This window comes from Leisingera sp. NJS204, assembly GCF_004123675.1.
Classification (GTDB): Bacteria; Pseudomonadota; Alphaproteobacteria; order Rhodobacterales; family Rhodobacteraceae; genus Leisingera.
This window is the reverse complement of record NZ_CP035417.1, coordinates 1,352,875-1,370,771: the sequence shown is the minus strand read 5'-3', so window position 1 is coordinate 1,370,771 and position 17,897 is coordinate 1,352,875. Positions and strand designations below refer to the sequence as shown.

At 63.9% G+C, this 17,897-nt stretch carries 18 protein-coding genes; 9 read left to right on the top strand and 9 right to left on the bottom strand.

From position 1 onward, the window contains the following. Nucleotides 1-9 precede the first annotated feature (9 nt). Together gor and rpiA are read right to left on the bottom strand one after the other, a co-directional pair. Nucleotides 10-1,365: a glutathione-disulfide reductase gene (gene gor, locus ETW24_RS06730; protein ID WP_129370316.1), complete on the bottom strand. Its 1,356-nt coding sequence runs from the start codon at nucleotides 1,363-1,365 to the stop codon at nucleotides 10-12. A gap of 184 nt (nucleotides 1,366-1,549) precedes the next feature. After that, nucleotides 1,550-2,338 (bottom strand): ribose-5-phosphate isomerase RpiA, encoded by a 789-nt coding sequence (gene rpiA, locus ETW24_RS06725; protein ID WP_027259609.1) that lies wholly within the window; start codon nucleotides 2,336-2,338, stop codon nucleotides 1,550-1,552. A gap of 143 nt (nucleotides 2,339-2,481) precedes the next feature. Here rpiA and ETW24_RS06720 point away from each other — a divergent pair, with 143 nt between their 5' ends. From ETW24_RS06720 to ETW24_RS06705, 4 genes are all read left to right on the top strand, one after another. Continuing rightward, complete coding sequence (locus ETW24_RS06720; protein WP_129370315.1) at nucleotides 2,482-3,258, top strand: methyltransferase domain-containing protein; 777 nt, start codon at nucleotides 2,482-2,484, stop codon at nucleotides 3,256-3,258. Between the two features lie 132 nt (nucleotides 3,259-3,390). Then, nucleotides 3,391-4,098: a glutathione S-transferase family protein gene (locus ETW24_RS06715; protein WP_129370314.1), complete on the top strand. Its 708-nt coding sequence runs from the start codon at nucleotides 3,391-3,393 to the stop codon at nucleotides 4,096-4,098. Beyond that, the gene (locus ETW24_RS06710) at nucleotides 4,098-5,471 is read left to right on the top strand and encodes an L-serine ammonia-lyase (protein ID WP_129370313.1); all 1,374 of its coding nucleotides are present in this window, start codon (nucleotides 4,098-4,100) and stop codon (nucleotides 5,469-5,471) included. Before ETW24_RS06715 ends, ETW24_RS06710 begins: the two co-directional genes overlap by 1 nt. 62 nt (nucleotides 5,472-5,533) lie before the next feature. Continuing rightward, nucleotides 5,534-6,448: a DMT family transporter gene (locus ETW24_RS06705; protein WP_129370312.1), complete on the top strand. Its 915-nt coding sequence runs from the start codon at nucleotides 5,534-5,536 to the stop codon at nucleotides 6,446-6,448. On the opposite strand, the gene ETW24_RS06700 is transcribed toward ETW24_RS06705, so the two are convergent. Beyond that, nucleotides 6,435-7,097 (bottom strand): thiamine diphosphokinase, encoded by a 663-nt coding sequence (locus ETW24_RS06700; RefSeq protein ID WP_129370311.1) that lies wholly within the window; start codon nucleotides 7,095-7,097, stop codon nucleotides 6,435-6,437. The genes ETW24_RS06705 and ETW24_RS06700 overlap by 14 nt on opposite strands. A gap of 140 nt (nucleotides 7,098-7,237) precedes the next feature. Here ETW24_RS06700 and ETW24_RS24220 point away from each other — a divergent pair, with 140 nt between their 5' ends. Next, nucleotides 7,238-9,373, top strand: a complete 2,136-nt coding sequence (locus ETW24_RS24220; RefSeq protein ID WP_164982708.1) for a chemotaxis protein CheA — start codon at nucleotides 7,238-7,240, stop codon at nucleotides 9,371-9,373. A 155-nt stretch (nucleotides 9,374-9,528) separates the two neighbouring features. On the opposite strand, the gene ETW24_RS06680 is transcribed toward ETW24_RS24220, so the two are convergent. The 5 genes from ETW24_RS06680 to nthA form a co-directional block, all read right to left on the bottom strand. Continuing rightward, nucleotides 9,529-9,765: a DUF2842 domain-containing protein gene (locus ETW24_RS06680; RefSeq protein WP_129370307.1), complete on the bottom strand. Its 237-nt coding sequence runs from the start codon at nucleotides 9,763-9,765 to the stop codon at nucleotides 9,529-9,531. Continuing rightward, nucleotides 9,765-11,078: an adenylosuccinate synthase gene (locus tag ETW24_RS06675; RefSeq protein WP_129370306.1), complete on the bottom strand. Its 1,314-nt coding sequence runs from the start codon at nucleotides 11,076-11,078 to the stop codon at nucleotides 9,765-9,767. The genes ETW24_RS06680 and ETW24_RS06675 overlap by 1 nt, the downstream gene beginning before the upstream one ends. A 376-nt stretch (nucleotides 11,079-11,454) precedes the next feature. After that, nucleotides 11,455-11,787 (bottom strand): nitrile hydratase accessory protein, encoded by a 333-nt coding sequence (locus tag ETW24_RS06670; protein ID WP_129370305.1) that lies wholly within the window; start codon nucleotides 11,785-11,787, stop codon nucleotides 11,455-11,457. Then, nucleotides 11,784-12,461: a nitrile hydratase subunit beta gene (gene nthB / locus ETW24_RS06665; RefSeq protein WP_129370304.1), complete on the bottom strand. Its 678-nt coding sequence runs from the start codon at nucleotides 12,459-12,461 to the stop codon at nucleotides 11,784-11,786. The genes ETW24_RS06670 and nthB overlap by 4 nt, the downstream gene beginning before the upstream one ends. Further along, the gene (gene nthA / locus ETW24_RS06660; protein ID WP_129370303.1) at nucleotides 12,458-13,084 is read right to left on the bottom strand and encodes a nitrile hydratase subunit alpha; all 627 of its coding nucleotides are present in this window, start codon (nucleotides 13,082-13,084) and stop codon (nucleotides 12,458-12,460) included. The genes nthB and nthA overlap by 4 nt, the downstream gene beginning before the upstream one ends. Before the next feature lie 172 nt (nucleotides 13,085-13,256). Here nthA and secG point away from each other — a divergent pair, with 172 nt between their 5' ends. Both secG and ETW24_RS06650 read left to right on the top strand, forming a co-directional pair. Continuing rightward, nucleotides 13,257-13,619, top strand: a complete 363-nt coding sequence (gene secG / locus ETW24_RS06655) for a preprotein translocase subunit SecG (protein WP_129370302.1) — start codon at nucleotides 13,257-13,259, stop codon at nucleotides 13,617-13,619. Between the two features lie 172 nt (nucleotides 13,620-13,791). Then, nucleotides 13,792-15,435, top strand: a complete 1,644-nt coding sequence (locus ETW24_RS06650) for a CTP synthase (protein ID WP_129370301.1) — start codon at nucleotides 13,792-13,794, stop codon at nucleotides 15,433-15,435. A gap of 174 nt (nucleotides 15,436-15,609) precedes the next feature. On the opposite strand, the gene ETW24_RS06645 is transcribed toward ETW24_RS06650, so the two are convergent. After that, entirely contained in the window at nucleotides 15,610-15,990 is a 381-nt protein-coding gene (locus ETW24_RS06645; protein WP_129370300.1) for a DUF983 domain-containing protein, read from the bottom strand. 145 nt (nucleotides 15,991-16,135) lie between these two features. On the opposite strand from ETW24_RS06645, the gene ETW24_RS06640 reads away from it, so the two are divergent. Together ETW24_RS06640 and ETW24_RS06635 are read left to right on the top strand one after the other, a co-directional pair. Next, nucleotides 16,136-17,506 (top strand): aminotransferase-like domain-containing protein, encoded by a 1,371-nt coding sequence (locus ETW24_RS06640; RefSeq protein ID WP_129370299.1) that lies wholly within the window; start codon nucleotides 16,136-16,138, stop codon nucleotides 17,504-17,506. A gap of 42 nt (nucleotides 17,507-17,548) precedes the next feature. Further along, nucleotides 17,549-17,881 carry a J-domain-containing protein gene (locus ETW24_RS06635; protein ID WP_129370298.1) on the top strand — a complete coding sequence of 111 codons (333 nt, stop codon included), beginning with the start codon at nucleotides 17,549-17,551 and terminating at the stop codon, nucleotides 17,879-17,881. Nucleotides 17,882-17,897 lie beyond the last annotated feature (16 nt).

Genomic DNA, 17,897 nt, shown 5'->3' with positions numbered 1-17,897 from the left:
TCTGCCCGATCAGGTCGAGCGCACCGGAGTCTTCAGCGTTACCAACTCTTCCGACATTGTCGGGTGGACCGCAACCGTACGGTCGAAATCTTCCTTGGTTGCACCCATCTTTACGGCAATACCGGCCAGCTGGATCATCTCTCCCGCCCCCGGTGCGACGATATGGCAGCCCAGCACCTTGCGCGTGGCCTTGGACACCACCAGCTTCATCAGCACCTTCTGGGCGCGGCCCGCAAAGGCCTGCTGCATCGGCTTGAAGGAGGTTGAATAAACCTCGATCGCTTCCTGCTTGGCCGCGTCTTCTTCGCTCAGGCCCACGGTGCCCATTTCCGGCTGGGTGAAGATCGCCGTCGGGATCAGCTCGTGGTCGGGGCTGGTCGGGTTGCCTTTGAACACGGTCTCAACAAAGGCCATGCCTTCGCGGATCGCCACCGGGGTCAGGTTCACCCGGTCGGTCACATCCCCGACAGCAAAGACAGATGGCACCGTAGTCTGGCTGTAGGCATCCACTGCGATGGCGCCGCCCTTGCCGCGTTCAACACCGATTTCCTCAAGCCCCAGATTATCCGCATTGGGCGCGCGGCCCGTGGCATACATCACCTTGTCGAACAGATGGGTGTTGCCGTGGGTATCGGTCACCCGGATCTTGCCGCCCTCTTGGCGCATTTCCGTGACATTGGTGTTCAGCTGCAGATCCACCCCAGCCTCCACCATGCCTTCGGCGATCACGCCGCGCGCTTCCTCATCAAAGCCGCGCAGGATCTGCGGGCCGCGGTAGAATTGCGTGGTCTTAACCCCCAGCCCGTTCATGATGCCCGCAAATTCGCTGGCGATATAACCGCCGCCGACAATCAGCAGGCTTTCGGGCAGCTTATCCATGTGGAAAATCTCGTTCGAGGTGATCGCCAGCTCTGAGCCCGGAAATTCCGGCACCGTCGGCCAGCCGCCGGTTGCAACCAGAATGTGCTTGGCAGTCTTGCGGGTGCCGTCGGCCAGCTCAATCGTGTGGGCATCGGCCAGCTTGGCGCGCTGGTCAAAGCTTTCAACACCGTTGTTTTTCAGGATACCCCGGTAGATGCCTTCCAGCCGGTCCAGTTCGGCGTGCAATTTGCCCTTGAAACTGTCCCAGTTGAACGCACCTGGCTGGATGTCCCAACCGTAAGCCTGGGCATCCTTGGCCATGCCAGAATACTCAGAGGCAAACACCATCAGCTTTTTCGGCACGCAGCCGCGGATCACGCAGGTGCCGCCATAGCGGTCCTCTTCGGCCAGCGCGACCTTGGCACCTTCCTGCGCCGCAACACGCGCTGCCCGCACCCCGCCCGAGCCGCCGCCGATGACAAACAGATCGTAATCAAAGCTCATGAAATCCCGCCCTTTGCATTTCTTGATCAGGTGTATCCCATAACGGACCACCAAACGCCATATGCCCAAGTGGGCGTTCCTGCGGCGCATTCAACCTTTTGCATTGAATTTGCACAGGGTTGTGAGGCGAAAGGTCCCACACAGAAAGCGCAGGGCAGCGCCCGGCCTGCCGGCCGGGCGCAATTCAATCCTGAAGATCGGTGAACAGGTTGTCGTTCTCGACAAAGTCCAGCTTGTCCTTCTCAACCGTGCCTTCGTTGATGTCGCGCACCTCAACCCTTCCGTCGCCGAAACCGATCACCACGGTGTCGCAGATGTCGATGAACAGCCCGTTCTCGATCACGCCGGGGATCTGGTTCATCACCAGCGCCAGCTGGCGGGCATTGCCGATCCGTTTCAGGTGCAGGTCCAGAATGTAATTGCCCTCATCGGTCACAAACGGCGCATCACCGTTCATCCGCAGCGTCGTGGTGCGGCCCATCACATCCATCGACACCAGGGTTTCCTCGATCAGCGCCTGGCTGCTCTGCCAGCCGAACGGCAGCACTTCAACCGGCAGAGGGAAGGCGCCCAGGGTCTCAACCGACTTGCTGGCATCGGCAATCACCACCATCTGGTCCGAGGCGGTGGCCACGATCTTCTCCTGCAGATGGGCGCCGCCGCCGCCCTTGATCAGGTTCAGATCGGCGTCGAACTCATCGGCGCCGTCAATGGTCATATCCAGCCATTTGGCCTCGTCCAGCGACACCACATTGATGCCCACATCCCGCGCCAGCGCGGCAGTGCGGCTGGAGGTCGGCACCGCGGTGATCTTCAGCCCGTCGCGGCTCACCATCTCGCCCAGACAGCGCACCAGCCAGGCCGCGGTGGAACCGGTGCCAAGGCCGACACGCATGCCGTCCTCAACCATTTCAGCCGCTCGTTTGGCAGCAACGAATTTCGCCTTGTCGATGGGCGACAGCTCTCCGGTCATCAGGTGACTCCATGAATACGCATTTGCCGCGGTTATAGGCGGTTTGCCGCCTCTGTGCGAGGGGGCTTGCAGCGGATTCCGGGACTGCGGCTGGAAATGCGCCGCAGCCGGGCTATTGATTTTCAACTTGGGGGATCAAAACCATGCTGCAATTCGACGAGGAAACCGCCCGCGTGCTGGAAGACGCCTATCAGGGCGCCGATGTGTCGCAGCGGCGGCGGGCCAGTTTCGACGCGCTGACGCCCGAACCGGGCGACCGCATTCTGGATCTGGGCTGCGGCAACGGGCTGCTGACGCTGGAACTGGCCCGCGCTGTCGGCCCCGCCGGCCACGTGACTGGCTTGGACACCAGCCCCGACATGCTGGCCGCCGCCCGCAACCGGCTGGAGGCGCGCGCCAATACCACCCTGACCGAGGGCGATGCGGCCCGGCTGCCGTTTCAGACGGAAAGCTTTGACAAAGCCGTTTCGCTGCAAGTGTTCGAATATCTGACCGACCGCCGCCTTGCCCTGCGCGCCTTGCACAAGGTGCTGAAGCTCGGCGGGCTGCTGGTGGTTGGCGACATGCATTGGGACACCCTGGCCTGGCACAGCGACAATACCACCCGCATGAACCGGATGCTGGAGGCCTGGAGCCGCCACATGGCGGTGCGCGATTTGCCTGCAAAACTGCCCTCTGAACTGCGCAGCTGCGGGTTCGAAATGCAGCGGATGCAGCCGCTTGCAGTCTGCGACACCACCCTGCGCCCGGACGGGCTGGCGGCAATGATGATCCAGCTGATCCGCGCCTTTGCAGTGGATATCGGCGCCACCGACCAAGACGACGCCGCCGCCTGGGCACAGGAACAGCAGGAACTGGCCGCCGAGGGCAGATTCTTCATGTCGCTTACCCATTTTGTCTGCACCGCCCGGCGGCAATAGCCACCTGAAGCGCAGGCAGGAAACCGCCATCCGGCACCCCGGCAGCGAAACCTGCATCACAAAGGCGGGTTTCCTATTGGAAACGCCGGAAACGGACACATATTCCAGGCGTCCGCGTCATAATATTGCGTCATGAAACCCGAATACCGCCTGCACTACGCCCCCGACAATGCTTCACTGGTCATCCGGCTGGTGCTGGAGGAGCTTGGCCTGCCGTTTGACGCCGTCCTCGTCGACCGCAAGGCAAAGGCGCAGCGTAGCGCCGAATACCTGGCGCTCAATCCGGGCGGGCTGATCCCGGTGCTGGAAACCCCAGATGGTGCGCTGTTTGAAACCGCCGCCATCCTGCTGTGGCTGTCCGGCCGGCACGGGGCGATGGCCCCGGCGGCAGGCACTGCGGACTACGCTCCGTTCCTGAAATGGCTGTTCTTTGCCTCCAACACCCTGCATGCTGATCTGCGGATGCTGTTCTATCCGCAAAAATACATCGGCGATGACCCGGCCCGGCAGGCGCAGCTGCAGAACGTCATCCGTCAGCGGCTGCACCGGCATCTGACCAGCCTGGACCATGCCGCCGCCGGCCGCCCCGCCTGGCTGGCAGCACCCCAGCCCTCGGTTCTGGACTATTACCTGGCCTGCCAGATGCGCTGGATGGCGCTGTATCCTGCCGATGCGGACAGGTCCTGGTTCCGCATCGCCGCATACCCCAGCCTGCAGCGCCTCTGCGCCGGGCTGGAGCACCGCACCGCCGTGACCACCGCGCGCGAGGCCGAGGGCCTCGGCGCCACCCCGTTCACATCCCCTGCCTATGCCAATCCCCCAGAAGGATCAGCCACCTGATGTTCCTCTCCGTTTTCGACATGTTCAAAGTGGGCATCGGCCCGTCCTCCTCGCACACCATGGGGCCGATGGTCGCCGCTGCGCGCTTCCTCGATATGATGCGCGCCTCGCCGTTTGAATTCCACGGTCTGCGCGCCTCGCTGCACGGCTCGCTGGCCTTCACCGGCGTCGGCCACGCCACCGACCGCGCCACCATCCTCGGGCTTGGCGGTTTTGTTGCCCATGACTATGATGATGCCAAGGCCACGGCCTTCCTGGCGGAGCTGGACAAGACGCACACCATGCAGCCCGAAGGCCTGGGCGCGCTGCACTTTGATCCCAAGGCCGACATGATCTTTGACTATGATCACGCGCTGCCGGGCCATTCCAACGGCATGATCCTGATGGCCACCGACGCCCAGGGCGACGTGATCCTGAAACAGGTCTACTATTCGATCGGCGGCGGCTTTGTCGTAACTGAGGAAGAACTGGCCCAGGGCAAGGCGACCGACGAAGGCGATCCCGTCCCCTTCCCGTTCAAATCCGCGGCCGAGATGCTGGAGATGGCGAAATCCAGCGGCAAATCCATTGCCGGCATGAAACGCGCCAATGAAATCGCCCGCGGCTGCGAGGTCAGCCTCGCCAAAGGCACTGCCCGCATCTGGCAGGTGATGAACGACTGCATCAACCGCGGGCTGGAGCGCGACGGCATCCTGCCCGGCGGCCTCAAGGTCCGCCGCCGCGCCAAGGGCATCTATGACGCGCTGATGGCCGAACGCGGCATGAACCTGACCGCACCGCACACCATCAACGACTGGATGAGCGTCTATGCGATGGCGGTAAACGAAGAGAACGCGGCCGGCGGCCAGGTGGTGACCGCGCCGACCAATGGTGCTGCCGGCACCCTGCCGGCCGTGATCCGCTATTACCTCGACCATGTGCCCGGTGCGTCGGAAAGCCATGTCGAGGACTTTTTGCTGACCGCCGCCGCCATCGCCGGCCTGGTGAAATTCAACGCCTCCATTTCCGGCGCCGAGGCAGGCTGCCAGGCCGAGGTTGGCTCTGCAGCCGCGATGTCCGCCGCGGGCCTCTGCGCGGTGATGGGCGGCACGCCCGAACAGGTGGAAAACGCCGCCGAGATCGCGCTGGAGCATCACCTCGGGATGACCTGCGACCCCGTTAAGGGCCTGGTGCAGGTCCCCTGCATCGAGCGCAACGGGTTGGCGGCGATCAAGGCCGTCTCCGCCGCGTCCCTCGCCCTGCGCGGCGACGGCCAGCATTTCGTGCCGCTGGACGCCTGCATCGAGACCATGCGCCAGACCGGCGCCGACATGCATGACAAGTACAAGGAAACCTCGCTCGGCGGTCTGGCGGTGAACGTGCCGAACTGCTGACCCGGCGCTGGAAGCCCTCGCCCGAGCTTGAAAATCCATGGCGCCCCGCCTAGCGTGGCGCCATGACACAGGACCGGCCCCTCCTCGGCATTGCCCTGATGCTGGGCTTTTGCATGGTGATCCCGCTGGGGGATGCCATTGCAAAACTGCTGACCAACCGGGTGCCGGTGGCCCAGATCGTCTTTATCCGCTTTGCCGCCCAGGCCGCGCTCCTGCTGCCGCTGGCACTGGCGATGCGGCTGCCGCTCAGCCTGTCGCGCCGGGTGGCACCGCTGCTGCTGCTGCGCACCCTGCTGCAGATGGGCGGCATCGCCGCCATGTTCACCGCCTTTCGCTACCTGCCCTTGGCTGATGCGGTGGCAATTGCCTTTGTGATGCCCTTCCTGATGCTGCTGCTGGGGAAATACGTGCTGAAGGAACAGGTCGGCCTGCGCCGCCTTGGCGCCTGCGTGGTGGGCTTTACCGGCACCCTGCTGGTCATTCAGCCCAGCTTTGCCGCGGTCGGCTGGAACGCGCTTTGGCCGCTGTTGGTGGCGGTGATCTTTGCCCTGTTCATGCTGGTCACCCGCAAGATCGCCAAGGAGACCGATCCCATTTCCCTACAGGCCGTAGCCGGCGCCATGGGCACGGTACTGCTGGCGCCAGTGTTCCTGATCGGCGATGCCGCCGGCCTGCACGCCCTCTCCATCACCGCACCGCCGCAGGACACCTGGGCGCTGCTGGCCGCCGCCGGCGCCCTGGGCACCGTCGCGCATCTGATGATGACCTGGAGCCTGCGGTTTGCCCCGACCTCCACCCTCGCCTCGATGCAATACCTGGAGATCCCGGTGGCCGTGTTCTTCGGCTGGCTGTTCTTCTATGAACTCCCGAACACCCTCTCGGCCTTTGGCATTCTGCTGACCATCAGTGCCGGACTCTATGCGGTGCTGCGCGAACGCAAGGCCGCCGAGATCGCAGAACGGATCAATCCCGCCTGACCGCCGCCGCCACCGCAGCCAGCAGCCGCCGCGGCACGATCACCAAGAGCCCCGGCCCCTCCGGTACCAGCCGCACCGGGCCTGTCGCCCGGTTGGAGGTGCCGATCCGCCCCATCGGCGACATCCGCAAGCCATCAATGGGCCACTCCAGCCCTTCAGACCGCCCCTGCACCGCCCGCATCGGAAACAGCGAGATAACCTCCCCCGCCGCCGCTGGCAGTTCCACCGCATGGGTCAGGTGAAACATCACTTCGGTCTCACCAATCAGCACACAAGGGGTCTGATGCCCCTGCACCAGCGTATTGAACGCCGCCAGCTGGTGATCCACCCGCCCGCCTAAAAACCCCACCGCCAGCACCACCGGCGCCGCAATCCCCCGCAGCGCCTTGTCAAAATCGGTACTGTCCTGCTCGGCCACCGGATGCAGACACTCCGGCGGCAGACGGTCCCGCACATCCTGCGGCAGCGAGTCAAAATCGCCGATCACCGCACTTGGAACATGCCCCGCCGCCAGCACCGCAGCGGCCCCGCCATCCGCCGCCACCAGCACCGGTGCCAGCGCCAGCGCCGCCGCCAGATCGTCGGACCCAAGCGCACCGCCGCCAACCAGGGTGATTGGTTCCAATTCCTCAACAATCAGACGGTTCATGGGGCGCATTCCTGGCAGTTTTGGAAACAGGTCACATTCTGAACACAAAATGATACGATCAATTGCACGGATTCGAGCAAAATTGGTCCCTTCTGCCAATATGGTGAATGGCAACAAATGTGACGAAGACGAGCGAGCTGATGGTACATAACAACAAAGTCTTGACCGTATCCTATGGAACCTTTTCCTGCACTTTGGAAGGGTTTGAGGATTCCTTCGGCACCATGAAGGCGATTGCCGAGTATTTCCGCGACCTTGCGTCGGACGACAGGTATTTCGGGGCCGAGCCGCCGCAACCTGACGCCGACATGCTGGCCCGCATCGCCCAACGCGAGATTGCCCGCCAGGTCGAGGCCCGCACCAGCGACGGAGGTATCCACCTGCGCGCCGCCACCCCGGCGCTTGCCACCGCTGCAGTTGACCCCCCTGCTCCGGCACAGGCTGCTCCGGCTCAATCAGCTCCAGCACAGGCTGTCCCCGAACCGGCACCTGCCGCGGAACCGGTTGCAGAACAACCCGCCCCGGCAGAGGCACCTGCAGAAACTGCAGTGACCGAGGCCACCGCAGAAGCAACCGCAGCAGCAGATACAATTGCTGCCGAAGCCTCCGATTCCGCCGCCGAGGCTGTCGCAGAGGAAGCCCAAACCGCAACAGCAGAGATTGAGGAAGCCGAAGCCGAAGCCGAAGCCGAAGCCGAAGCCGAAGCCGAAGCCGAAGCCGAAGCCGAAGCCGAAGCCGAAGCCGAAGCCGAAGAAACCATTGCCGCTGTGCTGGAAACCGCAAGCGAAGATGCGCAGGCCGCCGAAGACAGCACCCCCGAAGTCGAACTGCTCGAAGTCAATGAAGCCGCTGCCGATGAGGTTACCTCCCCCAAGGAAGCAAAGGCCGAAGCCGCCCCGCGCACCGGAAAAGACGCCGGCGAAGACACCGTGCCGGCCGCAGACAGCATCGCCGCCAAACTGCAGCGCATCCGTGCTGTGGTGGCACAGACCCCGGACGAAGACTTCACCGAAGACGAGCATGCCGACGACGTTCTGGAAAGCGCCGCCGAGGACATCTCCAACGCGCTGCTGGAAGATGACGCCGACGGCGCACAGGGCTTTGATGATGAAGACAACGATGCAATCGCCAAGGCACTGGACCGCCTGGACCTGAACACCGGGGCCGCCTCTGCAAGCGATGCCCCGGCACAAGACAGCGACAGCCTGTTTGCCGGCCTGCAGGATAAAGACAATGCGCCGGCTGCTGCGGACGCCAGCGAAACCACAGACAGCCGTGGCGCCGAAAACCTCCTGGCCGGCAGCGCCGAAGACGAAGCTGCCGCTGCCAAACCTGCCCCCGCCCGTCCGGCGCGGGTGCGCATCACCAAGGTGAAACGCACCGACTTTGACAAGGCCGTCGCGTCCGGCCGGCTGGAGGAATCCAAAGCCAGCGAAGACCCCGCGCCCGGGCAGCCGCCGCTGTCACAGGAAGACGAAGCCGACCTGATGCGCGAACTGGCTGAGGTGGAGGCCGAGATCCTGGCCGCTTCCGAAGATCAGGACGCCGGGGATTCTCCGGCCCTGTCCACGGCCCAGCCCCCCGCCCAGTCCACAGCCCAATCCGCAGCAGCCAGCCTGGCGGACAGCGATGTCTCCCGGCTGATGGCCGCCGCCGACGAAAAACTCGAGGACCCTGACACCGCCTCTTCCCGCGAGGCTTACAGCCAGCTGCGCGCCGCTGTCGCCGCCACCAAGGCCGAAGGTCCTGCCGCTGGCACCACCGGCAGCGATGGCGCCAAGCCTTACCGCGAAGACCTGGCCAGCGTGGTCCGCCCGCGCCGCCCGGAGTCCCGCCCGAACGCCTCGGAACGTCCGTCCGGCCCGGCCTCCCGCCCGGCCCCGCTGAAACTGGTGGCTGAACAGCGCATTGACGAAGGCAGCACACCGCAGCAGCCGGTGCGCCCGCGCCGGGTCTCGGCTGCGGTTCTGGGCGACGAAACCGAAGGCAGCAGCGGTTTTGCCTCCTACGCCGCCGAACGCGGCGCCGCCGAACTGCATGAGCTGCTGGAAGCGGCCGCCGCCTACATGAGCTTTGTCGAAGGCCGCGACCACTTCTCGCGCCCGCAACTGATGAACAAGGTGCGCAGCGCCGGCAGCAGTGACTTCAACCGCGAAGACGGGCTGCGTTCTTTCGGCCAGCTCTTGCGCGACGGCAAGATCGAACGCTCCGGCAGCGGCCAGTTCACCGCCTCCGGCGACATCGGCTTCAAGCCCGGCAAACGCGCCGCAGGCTGAACGCCCCGGCGACCGGACCAAAAAAGGCGGCCATTGCGGGCCGCCTTTTCATTTTCCGAACCAGATCCTGCTTCATCTTTGCCGAAATACTCCGGGGTGAATGCGCCACAGGCGCAGAGGGGCAGCGCCCCTCTTCTTTCAAGCCTGCCCTCACCTTATTCCTGTTCCGCGCCCGGATCTTCCTTGCCGACACCGCGGAACACAAACTTAAACGGCAGCACCCAGACAACCCCCAGCGCCACATAAATCAGCAGCTCCAGCCACAACGGCGGCCGGTCCAGCATATTCATCACCGTGACAGCAGCCACGATGTAAACCGGCATCCCGACCAGCAGGATCACCAGTGCCCAGCGCCGCCGGGCCTTATAGCTCAGGCCTTTTTCCTCAGCCATCAGTCGGCAAAGGGATCGGTCACCAGAATGGTGTCGTCCCGCTCCGGGCTGGTGGACAGCAATGCCACCGGGCAGTCAATCAGCTCTTCCACCCGTTTCACATATTTGATCGCATTGGCCGGCAGGTCATTCCAGCTGCGCGCGCCTTCGGTGCTTTCGCTCCAGCCCGGCATTTCCTCGTAAACCGGCGTGCAGCGGGCCTGGCTGTCGGCAGCCGTCGGCAGGTAATCCAGGCGCTCGCCGTCCAGATCATAGCCCACACAGATCTTCAGGGTCTCGAACCCGTCCAGCACATCCAGCTTGGTCAGCGAAATACCGTTGATGCCGGAAGTGGCGCAGGTCTGGCGCACCAGACAGGCATCAAACCAGCCGCAACGGCGCTGGCGGCCGGTGGTAGTGCCGAACTCATGGCCGCGCTCACCCAGACGCTGGCCGTCCGCATCCGGCGTGCCATCGGCCTGCAACAGCTCAGTCGGGAACGGGCCTTCGCCAACCCGTGTGGTATAGGCCTTCACAATGCCCAGCACATAATCGATCGAGCCGGGGCCGATGCCCACACCGGTTGCCGCCTGGCCTGCAATCACATTCGACGAGGTCACAAACGGATAGGTGCCGAAATCAATGTCCAGCAACGCACCCTGCGCGCCTTCAAAAAGGATCCGCTTGCCCGCCTTGCGCTTCTCGTTCAGCACCTTCCAGACCGGCGCTGCATAGGGCAGAATCTTCGGTGCGATCTCTTTCAGCTGTTCAATCAGCGCGTCGCGGTCAACTGCGTCAACACCCAGCCCCTTGCGCAGCGGATCATGATGCTGCAGCGCCCGGTCAACGCGGGCAATCAGCGTCGCCTCATCCGCCAGATCGGCGACGCGGATCGCACGGCGGCCCACTTTATCTTCGTAACACGGGCCAATGCCGCGGCCGGTGGTGCCGATCTTGGTGCCTTTCGAGGCCGCCTCTTCGCGCGCCCGGTCCAATTCGCCATGCAGCGGCAGGATCAGCGGCGTGTTTTCCGCGACCATCAGCGTTTCCGGGGTGATCTCAACACCCTGCGCCTGGACTGTGGCGATCTCTTTCATCAGGTGCCAGGGATCCAGCACCACACCGTTGCCAATGACCGACAGCTTGCCGCCGCGCACCACGCCCGAAGGCAGCGCGTGCAGCTTGTAGACCTTGCCGTCAATGACCAGCGTATGGCCGGCGTTATGGCCGCCCTGGAAGCGCGCGATCACGTCTGCACGCTCGCTCAGCCAATCCACGATCTTGCCTTTCCCTTCGTCGCCCCACTGGGCGCCGACTACGACGACATTGGCCATATCCGGTCCTTTACAGTCTTGGTTCAAACCCACGCTCATATAGCGATGCTGCGCCGGCAGGGGAACCGCAAATTCGCCGCAGTCAGACGCTAATTCACAGCGCGCGGCCCCCTCTCCGCCGCAAAACCCGTTCTCAGCCGGGCAGAGCCCGTCCGCGGGCTGGCGGCGGAACAGACCTGAAAGGCAGTTTACCGTGCCGGATCTGCAAGAGTTCAGTTGGCGGGCTTACCTGACAAAAGAGCCCGCCCGATGGGACGGACGGGCGCTGTCCGGCAGCGCCGCCATCATTAACCGGATCAGCGCTCAGACCAACGAAAGAAGAAACCTGAACCGCCCGGACGGTCGGACGGCCCCGGCGGCCGAACCTGCTGCGCGGTCAATCGCTTAGCCGCACCGGTTTCCCATGCGGAGTCGCCAGATAGGCCGCTTCCCAGCGGCTGCGCATCACCTCGGCCTCCGCGCGCGATGCCGCCCCCTCCTCGGCCAGGAACATCTCCAGTGTCTCCAGCCAGGCGCGAAAATAATCCTCACCGCCATCCAGCTCACGGCTAAGGCCGTGGCGTCGCAAAGTGGCCGAGAACCGCTCGACCCATACGCCCCAGGTAAACCGCCCGGCTTCGTTCAGATGCACCGTCAGTGCAAAGACCTGCGCATGCCAAGGCTCGGCAAAGACCGGCTCCGGCGCGGCAACCTCAGAACACCCGCTCATAGTGGCTCCAGATAGCTTTGCCACAGGTCCAGCACCACCTCGTCCTCGGGATGTTCGGGATGCGCCCACAACATGCGCGCCGAAAACCGCACCGCATACAGCGGCTCCGGTGCTTCGCCCAATCCATGCGCGTTGCTGTCCGGCAGCACATGGGTGCCATGCAGCCGCAGGACATAGCCATGCGCGCCGGCGGCATATTGCGGCAGCCGCGTGTGGCCGCCATCGACCAGCGCGTTGTCAGCAGGGATTCGCACCCGCACCGCCTGCCCCGGATGAAACCGCGGCTTCGGCCCGCCCTCACGGGTGGCTGGACCGCCCTTGGCCAAGGCCCCTGCCACCGCATCCGCCTTCAGCGCCCGCTCTGCCAGCGCATGCAGTCCGGCAGCACCCTGGCCCTGCAGGTCTTCGCGCGTCAGCACGCCTTTCTCCACCAGCAGATCCGCCAGCGCCGAGATCCATTTCTCGTAATAGGAAAACCGCGTATAATCCTTCGGCGACAGCTTCTCCCGCGCATGGCGGGAGGTGTCGATATTCCACCGCCCCAGCGCGCCGCAGGCCAGCGTCACCGCCAGCGCCCGGGCATGCCAGTCCTCGGCAAAAACCGGCGCGTCCTCGGCTTCCGGCACTACCGGTCCGTCACCGAATCGCCCGCCCATGTCATGCACCCGGGTCATGCCGGCGCCTCCCCCGGCTGCCGTGCAAGGCCGGTGCCGATCATGCTGTCGCGGGTCACCAGCGCCGCCAGCTCCTCTGCGCTCAAACCCTCAGTGCCTTCAGGCCGCATCGGCAGCACCAGATAGCGGACCTCAGCCGTCGAGTCCCAGACCCGCACCGCGGTCCCCTCAGGCAGGGCCACGCCGAAATCCGCCAGAACTTTCCGCGGTTCGCGCACCGCGCGGGCGCGATAGGCGTCGGACTTATACCAGCCCGGCGGTATACCCAGCAAAGGCCACGGGTAGCAGCTGCACAGCGTACAAACGACCATATTGTGCTGCAGGGCCGTATTCTCCACCACCACCATATGCTCGCCCTGGCGGCCATAAAACCCAAGGTCCGCCAGCACCGGATCAGCATCCGCCAGCAGTGCTGCCTTGAACTCCGGATCGCTCCAGGCGCGCGCCACCACAAGGGCGCCGTTCTGCGGGCCGATCCTGTTTTGATAGGTATCAATGATCTCCTCCAGCGCGGCGGGATCAATCAGCCCCTTCTGAATGAGAATCGATTCCAGCGCCTTGACCCGCAAAGCAGGGTCAGGCGGCAAAAGGGCATGCGGGTGGTCGGGGTGATCATGAGGCATACCCCATGCTGCGCCGCTGCAGGAGGCCTGTCCAGTCATGTTTCATGATGCAAACATTCATGTTGCGTGACGTCCGGGACGGTTCGCGGCAGGGGCTGCAACTCCGCCCTTGCCCCCCCGGTCAATCTTGCCTATTTACCGCCCGATACTCAGCCAACCGCCGCAGGGGCCCATGGAAAACGTTGTTCTCATCATCCATCTTCTTTTGGCTCTCGGCCTGATTGCAGTTGTTCTGCTGCAGCGCTCCGAAGGCGGCGGCCTTGGCATGGGCGGCGGCGGCGGCGGTGCTGTCTCCGGCCGCGCGGCAGCTACAGCGCTCAGCCGGCTGACCTGGATCCTGGCCATCGCCTTTATCTGCACCTCGATCACCCTGACCATCATGGCCGCGCAGAAATCCGCAGGCGCCTCGGTCACCGATCGTCTGGCCGTGCCGCAGGCCGAAGAGCAGGGCGATGCTCCGGCAGCCCCGCTGGGCAGCGATCTTCTGCCGCCTTCTGAGGGCGACAACGCTCCGCTGGTTCCCAGCGCAGACTGACACACTACACCTTGAGAGGGTTTTAGGAACCGCAACAGCATCTTGCGGTTCCCTTGCGTTGTTTGCGCGAATCCTTTATATATGAAGTCCCGTGATGCTGCGGTTTTTGGGGTGATTCCAATCACCGCCGGGCAGCTGAAATCTGACTTCTCACGGGGGCAGCCGAATACATATGGCGCGTTTTATCTTCATCACCGGCGGTGTTGTTTCATCCTTGGGCAAAGGCCTGGCTTCGGCTGCGCTTGGCGCCCTTCTGCAGGCGCGGGGCTACTCGGTCCGCCTGCGCAAGCTGGACCCCTATCTGAACGTCGATCCGGGCACCATGAGCCCGTTTGAACACGGCGAAGTCTTTGTCACCGACGATGGCGCCGAGACCGACCTGGACCTGGGCCATTACGAGCGGTTCACCGGCGTGCCCGCGCGCAAGACCGACTCGATCTCCTCGGGGCGGATCTACACCAACGTGCTGGAGAAAGAGCGCCGCGGCGACTACCTGGGCAAGACCATTCAGGTCATTCCCCACGTCACCAACGAGATCAAGGATTTCATCTCGATCGGCGAGGATGAAGTCGACTTCATGCTCTGTGAAATCGGCGGCACCGTCGGCGACATCGAAGGCCTGCCGTTCTTTGAAGCGATCCGCCAGTTCGCCCAGGACAAGCCGCGCGGCCAGTGCCTGTTTATGCATTTGACCCTGCTGCCCTATATCAAGGCCAGCGGCGAGCTGAAAACCAAACCGACCCAGCATTCGGTCAAGGAGCTGCGCTCGATCGGCCTGGCGCCGGACATCCTGGTTTGCCGCTCTGAAGGCCCGATCCCGAAGAAAGAGCGCGAGAAGCTGGCGCTTTTCTGCAACGTGCGCCCGGATTCGGTGATTGCTGCGCAGGATCTGAAATCCATTTACGAGGCGCCGCTGGCCTATCACCGCGAAGGCATGGATCAGGCGGTTCTGGATGCGTTCGGCATCTCCCCTGCCCCGAAACCGAACCTGGCCCGCTGGGAAGATGTGGCCGACCGCATCTATAACCCCGAAGGCGAAGTGAAGGTGGCCATTGTCGGCAAATACACCCAGCTGGAAGACGCCTATAAATCCATCGCCGAGGCGCTGACCCACGGCGGCATGTCGAACCGGGTGAAGGTGAAGATCGAATGGGTCGACGCCGAGCTGTTCGACAAGGAAGACGCCGCCCCCTATCTGCAGGGCTACCACGCGATCCTGGTCCCCGGCGGCTTTGGCGAGCGCGGTACCGAGGGCAAGATCAAGGCGGCGCAATATGCGCGCGAAAACGACGTCCCCTACCTGGGCATCTGCCTCGGCATGCAGATGGCGGTGATCGAGGCTGCGCGCAATGTGGCGGGTATCACCGAGGCGGGTTCGGAAGAGTTCGACCATGAGGCCGGCAAGAAACGGTTCGAACCGGTGGTCTATCACCTGAAGGAATGGGTGCAGGGCAACCACAAGATCAGCCGCAAGGCGGATGACGACAAGGGCGGCACCATGCGCCTTGGCGCCTATGACGCGGCGCTGACCGAAGGTTCCAAGGTCGCCGCCGCCTATGGCAGCACCCACATCGAGGAGCGCCACCGCCACCGCTATGAGGTGGACATCAAATACCGCGAAAAGCTGGAAGAATGCGGGCTGAACTTCTCGGGCATGTCGCCCGACGGCCGCCTGCCGGAGATCGTGGAATGGAAGGACCATCCGTGGTTCATCGGCGTGCAGTTCCACCCGGAGCTGAAATCCAAACCCTTTGCGCCGCACCCGCTGTTTGACGATTTCGTCCGCGCAGCCAAAGACACCTCGCGTCTGGTCTGAGCTGTTGTTCGGCAGGCGGGTGTTCTCCCGCCCGCTGCCTGGCTCATGGCACATGAGCCGCACCCGTTGGGCCAGGCGCCGCTGCGCGGCGCAGGGAGAAACCGGAAAAAGGCGGGCCAATGGCCCGCCTTTTGCATTTTAACTGGTTGGTTTCAGGTTGGTTTCTGGCCGGGTTCAGAACCCGTGCATCCGCTTGGCCCATTGATAGGCCACCACCAGCCCCTTCATCCGCGGCAGCATCACCAGAGAGGCCCCCACCGTGATCACCGACATGATGATCGCCAAGGTCCAGGGATCCGGACGCAGCTGGGTATAAACAATGTGCAGCGCAAAGCCGAGAATGTGGCCAACCACCAGAATGGTCAGATAGGCCGGCCCGTCATCAGCGCGCTGATGGTGCAGCTCCTGGCCGCATTCGCTGCAGCTGTCGTTCACCTTGAGATAACTGTGCAAGAGCTTGCCCTCGCCGCAGTTCGGGCAGCGCAGCCGCAGCCCCTTCAGCAAGGCGGGTTTCATCTCCCGCTGGTCCTGTTGCAAAACATCCATCCCAGTCATCGCACGTCTCCTTGGGGTTTGCGGCCTGATACTGCGATTCCGGGATTGATTGCAATCAATTTGCAAACATCGATATTGCATTTATTGACGCAGTCAATCATTGAACCAATCAATGATGGAACAATCACCCCAGGAGATTCCGCCGATGAAGCAGTGGACCCCGGCCCGTCTGGCCAATGCAAAGCCCCGCTATCTGGAGCTGGCCGAGGCGATCAAATCCGACATCGACACCGGCGTGCTGTCCCCCGGCGACCGGCTGCCGCCGCAGCGGCGGGTGGCGCAGGATCTGGGGGTGGATTTCTCAACCGTGTCGCGCGGCTATGCCGAGGCGGTGCGGCGCGGCTATATCGAAAGCTTTGTGGGCCGCGGCACCTTTGTGAAGGCGCCGGACGCGCTGCCGGCACGCCCCGATCCGCGCCGGGCTCTGGAAGAAGACCCGATGATGAACATGCCGCCGGAGCCGGATGACCCGGCCTTGCTGGCGCGGATGCAAAAGGGGCTGGAGCATGTCTCGGCCAACCTGCTGCCGCTGTTGCGCTATCAATCGGTCACCGGCAGCCCGCAGGACCGGGCCATTGCGGCGGATTGGATGCAGGCAAACAGCCAGCCCTGCGCACCCGAGCGGCTGGCGGTCACGCCGGGTTCTCATGCCAGTCTTTATGCAATTCTGACGGTGCTGTGCGAGCCGGGTTCAACCGTGTTGTGCGAGGATGTGACCTATCCCGGGCTGCGCTCAATTGCGGCGCGGCTGGGGATCCGGCTGATCGGACTGGCCGGCGACCGTGACGGCATCCTGCCGGAGGCGCTGGAAAAAGCGGTCACCGACCACTGGCCGGCAGCGCTGTACCTGAACCCGACGCTGCAGAACCCGACCACCCGCACCATACCCAGCCACCGGCGCCAGGAGGTGGCGGCCGTGCTGCAAAAACATGATCTGCCGCTGATCGAAGACGACGCCTATTGCTTCGTTGCCGAGGATGCTCCTGCCGCCATCAGCAGCCTGATCCCGGATCTGGGCTGGCATATCGCGGGCCTGTCCAAATGTTTCGGCGCCGGGTTGCGGCTGGCCTATACCACGGTGCCCAAACGCAGCCTGATGGGGCAGTTCTCACAAGCAATGCGGTCGATGCATGTGATGGTGTCGCCGCTGAACCTGGCACTTCTGGGCCGCTGGATCGAGGATGGCACCGCGGCGGAAATCCAGGGTTTCGTGCGCAAGGCCGCAGCAGTGCGGCAGGCGCTGGCGGCTGAGGTGCTGCAGGAATGCTTTACCATTGCGGATCCACTGGCCTTCAACCTGTGGCTTACCCTGCCCCGCGGCACCAGCCGGGCCGAGGTACTGGGCCGCATGGCAGGCCGCCAGATCGGCATCATGCCAAGCGATGCTTTCACCGTAACCGGCCTGCCCGAGGAAGCAGTAAGGGTCTGCCTGGGCGGCCCCATTGCATTGGGCGAATTGCACGAGGATCTGATTGCGCTGAATGACGCAGTCACCCGCAAGGACTGGCTGGGTTGAGCTGCGGCTGGTAGGATCCCGGCAGAAAACACGAGGCCGCCCATGATCCGCGCATTCCGCAATCTGATTGAACGGCAGCTGGCCAAGGCCCAGGCCGAAGGGCAGCTGCAAGGACTGGCGGGCCAAGGCAAACCCTTGCCCGACCGCAGCGGCGAGGCGCATGTGGATGCGGGGCTGGCGGTAGGAATGCGGATCATGGCGCAGGCCGGCGTGGTGCCGGAGGAATTCACGTTGAAAGAACAGCTGGCGGCGGCCCGCAAGGGTTATGCGGCTCTGACGGATGCGGCGGCACGCAAGGCGGCGATGGCACGGATCTCGGATCTGGAAATGCGCTATAATATGGCGCGGGATGCGCGGAAATCCTTCTTCCGTTAGCGCAACACCCCGTTGT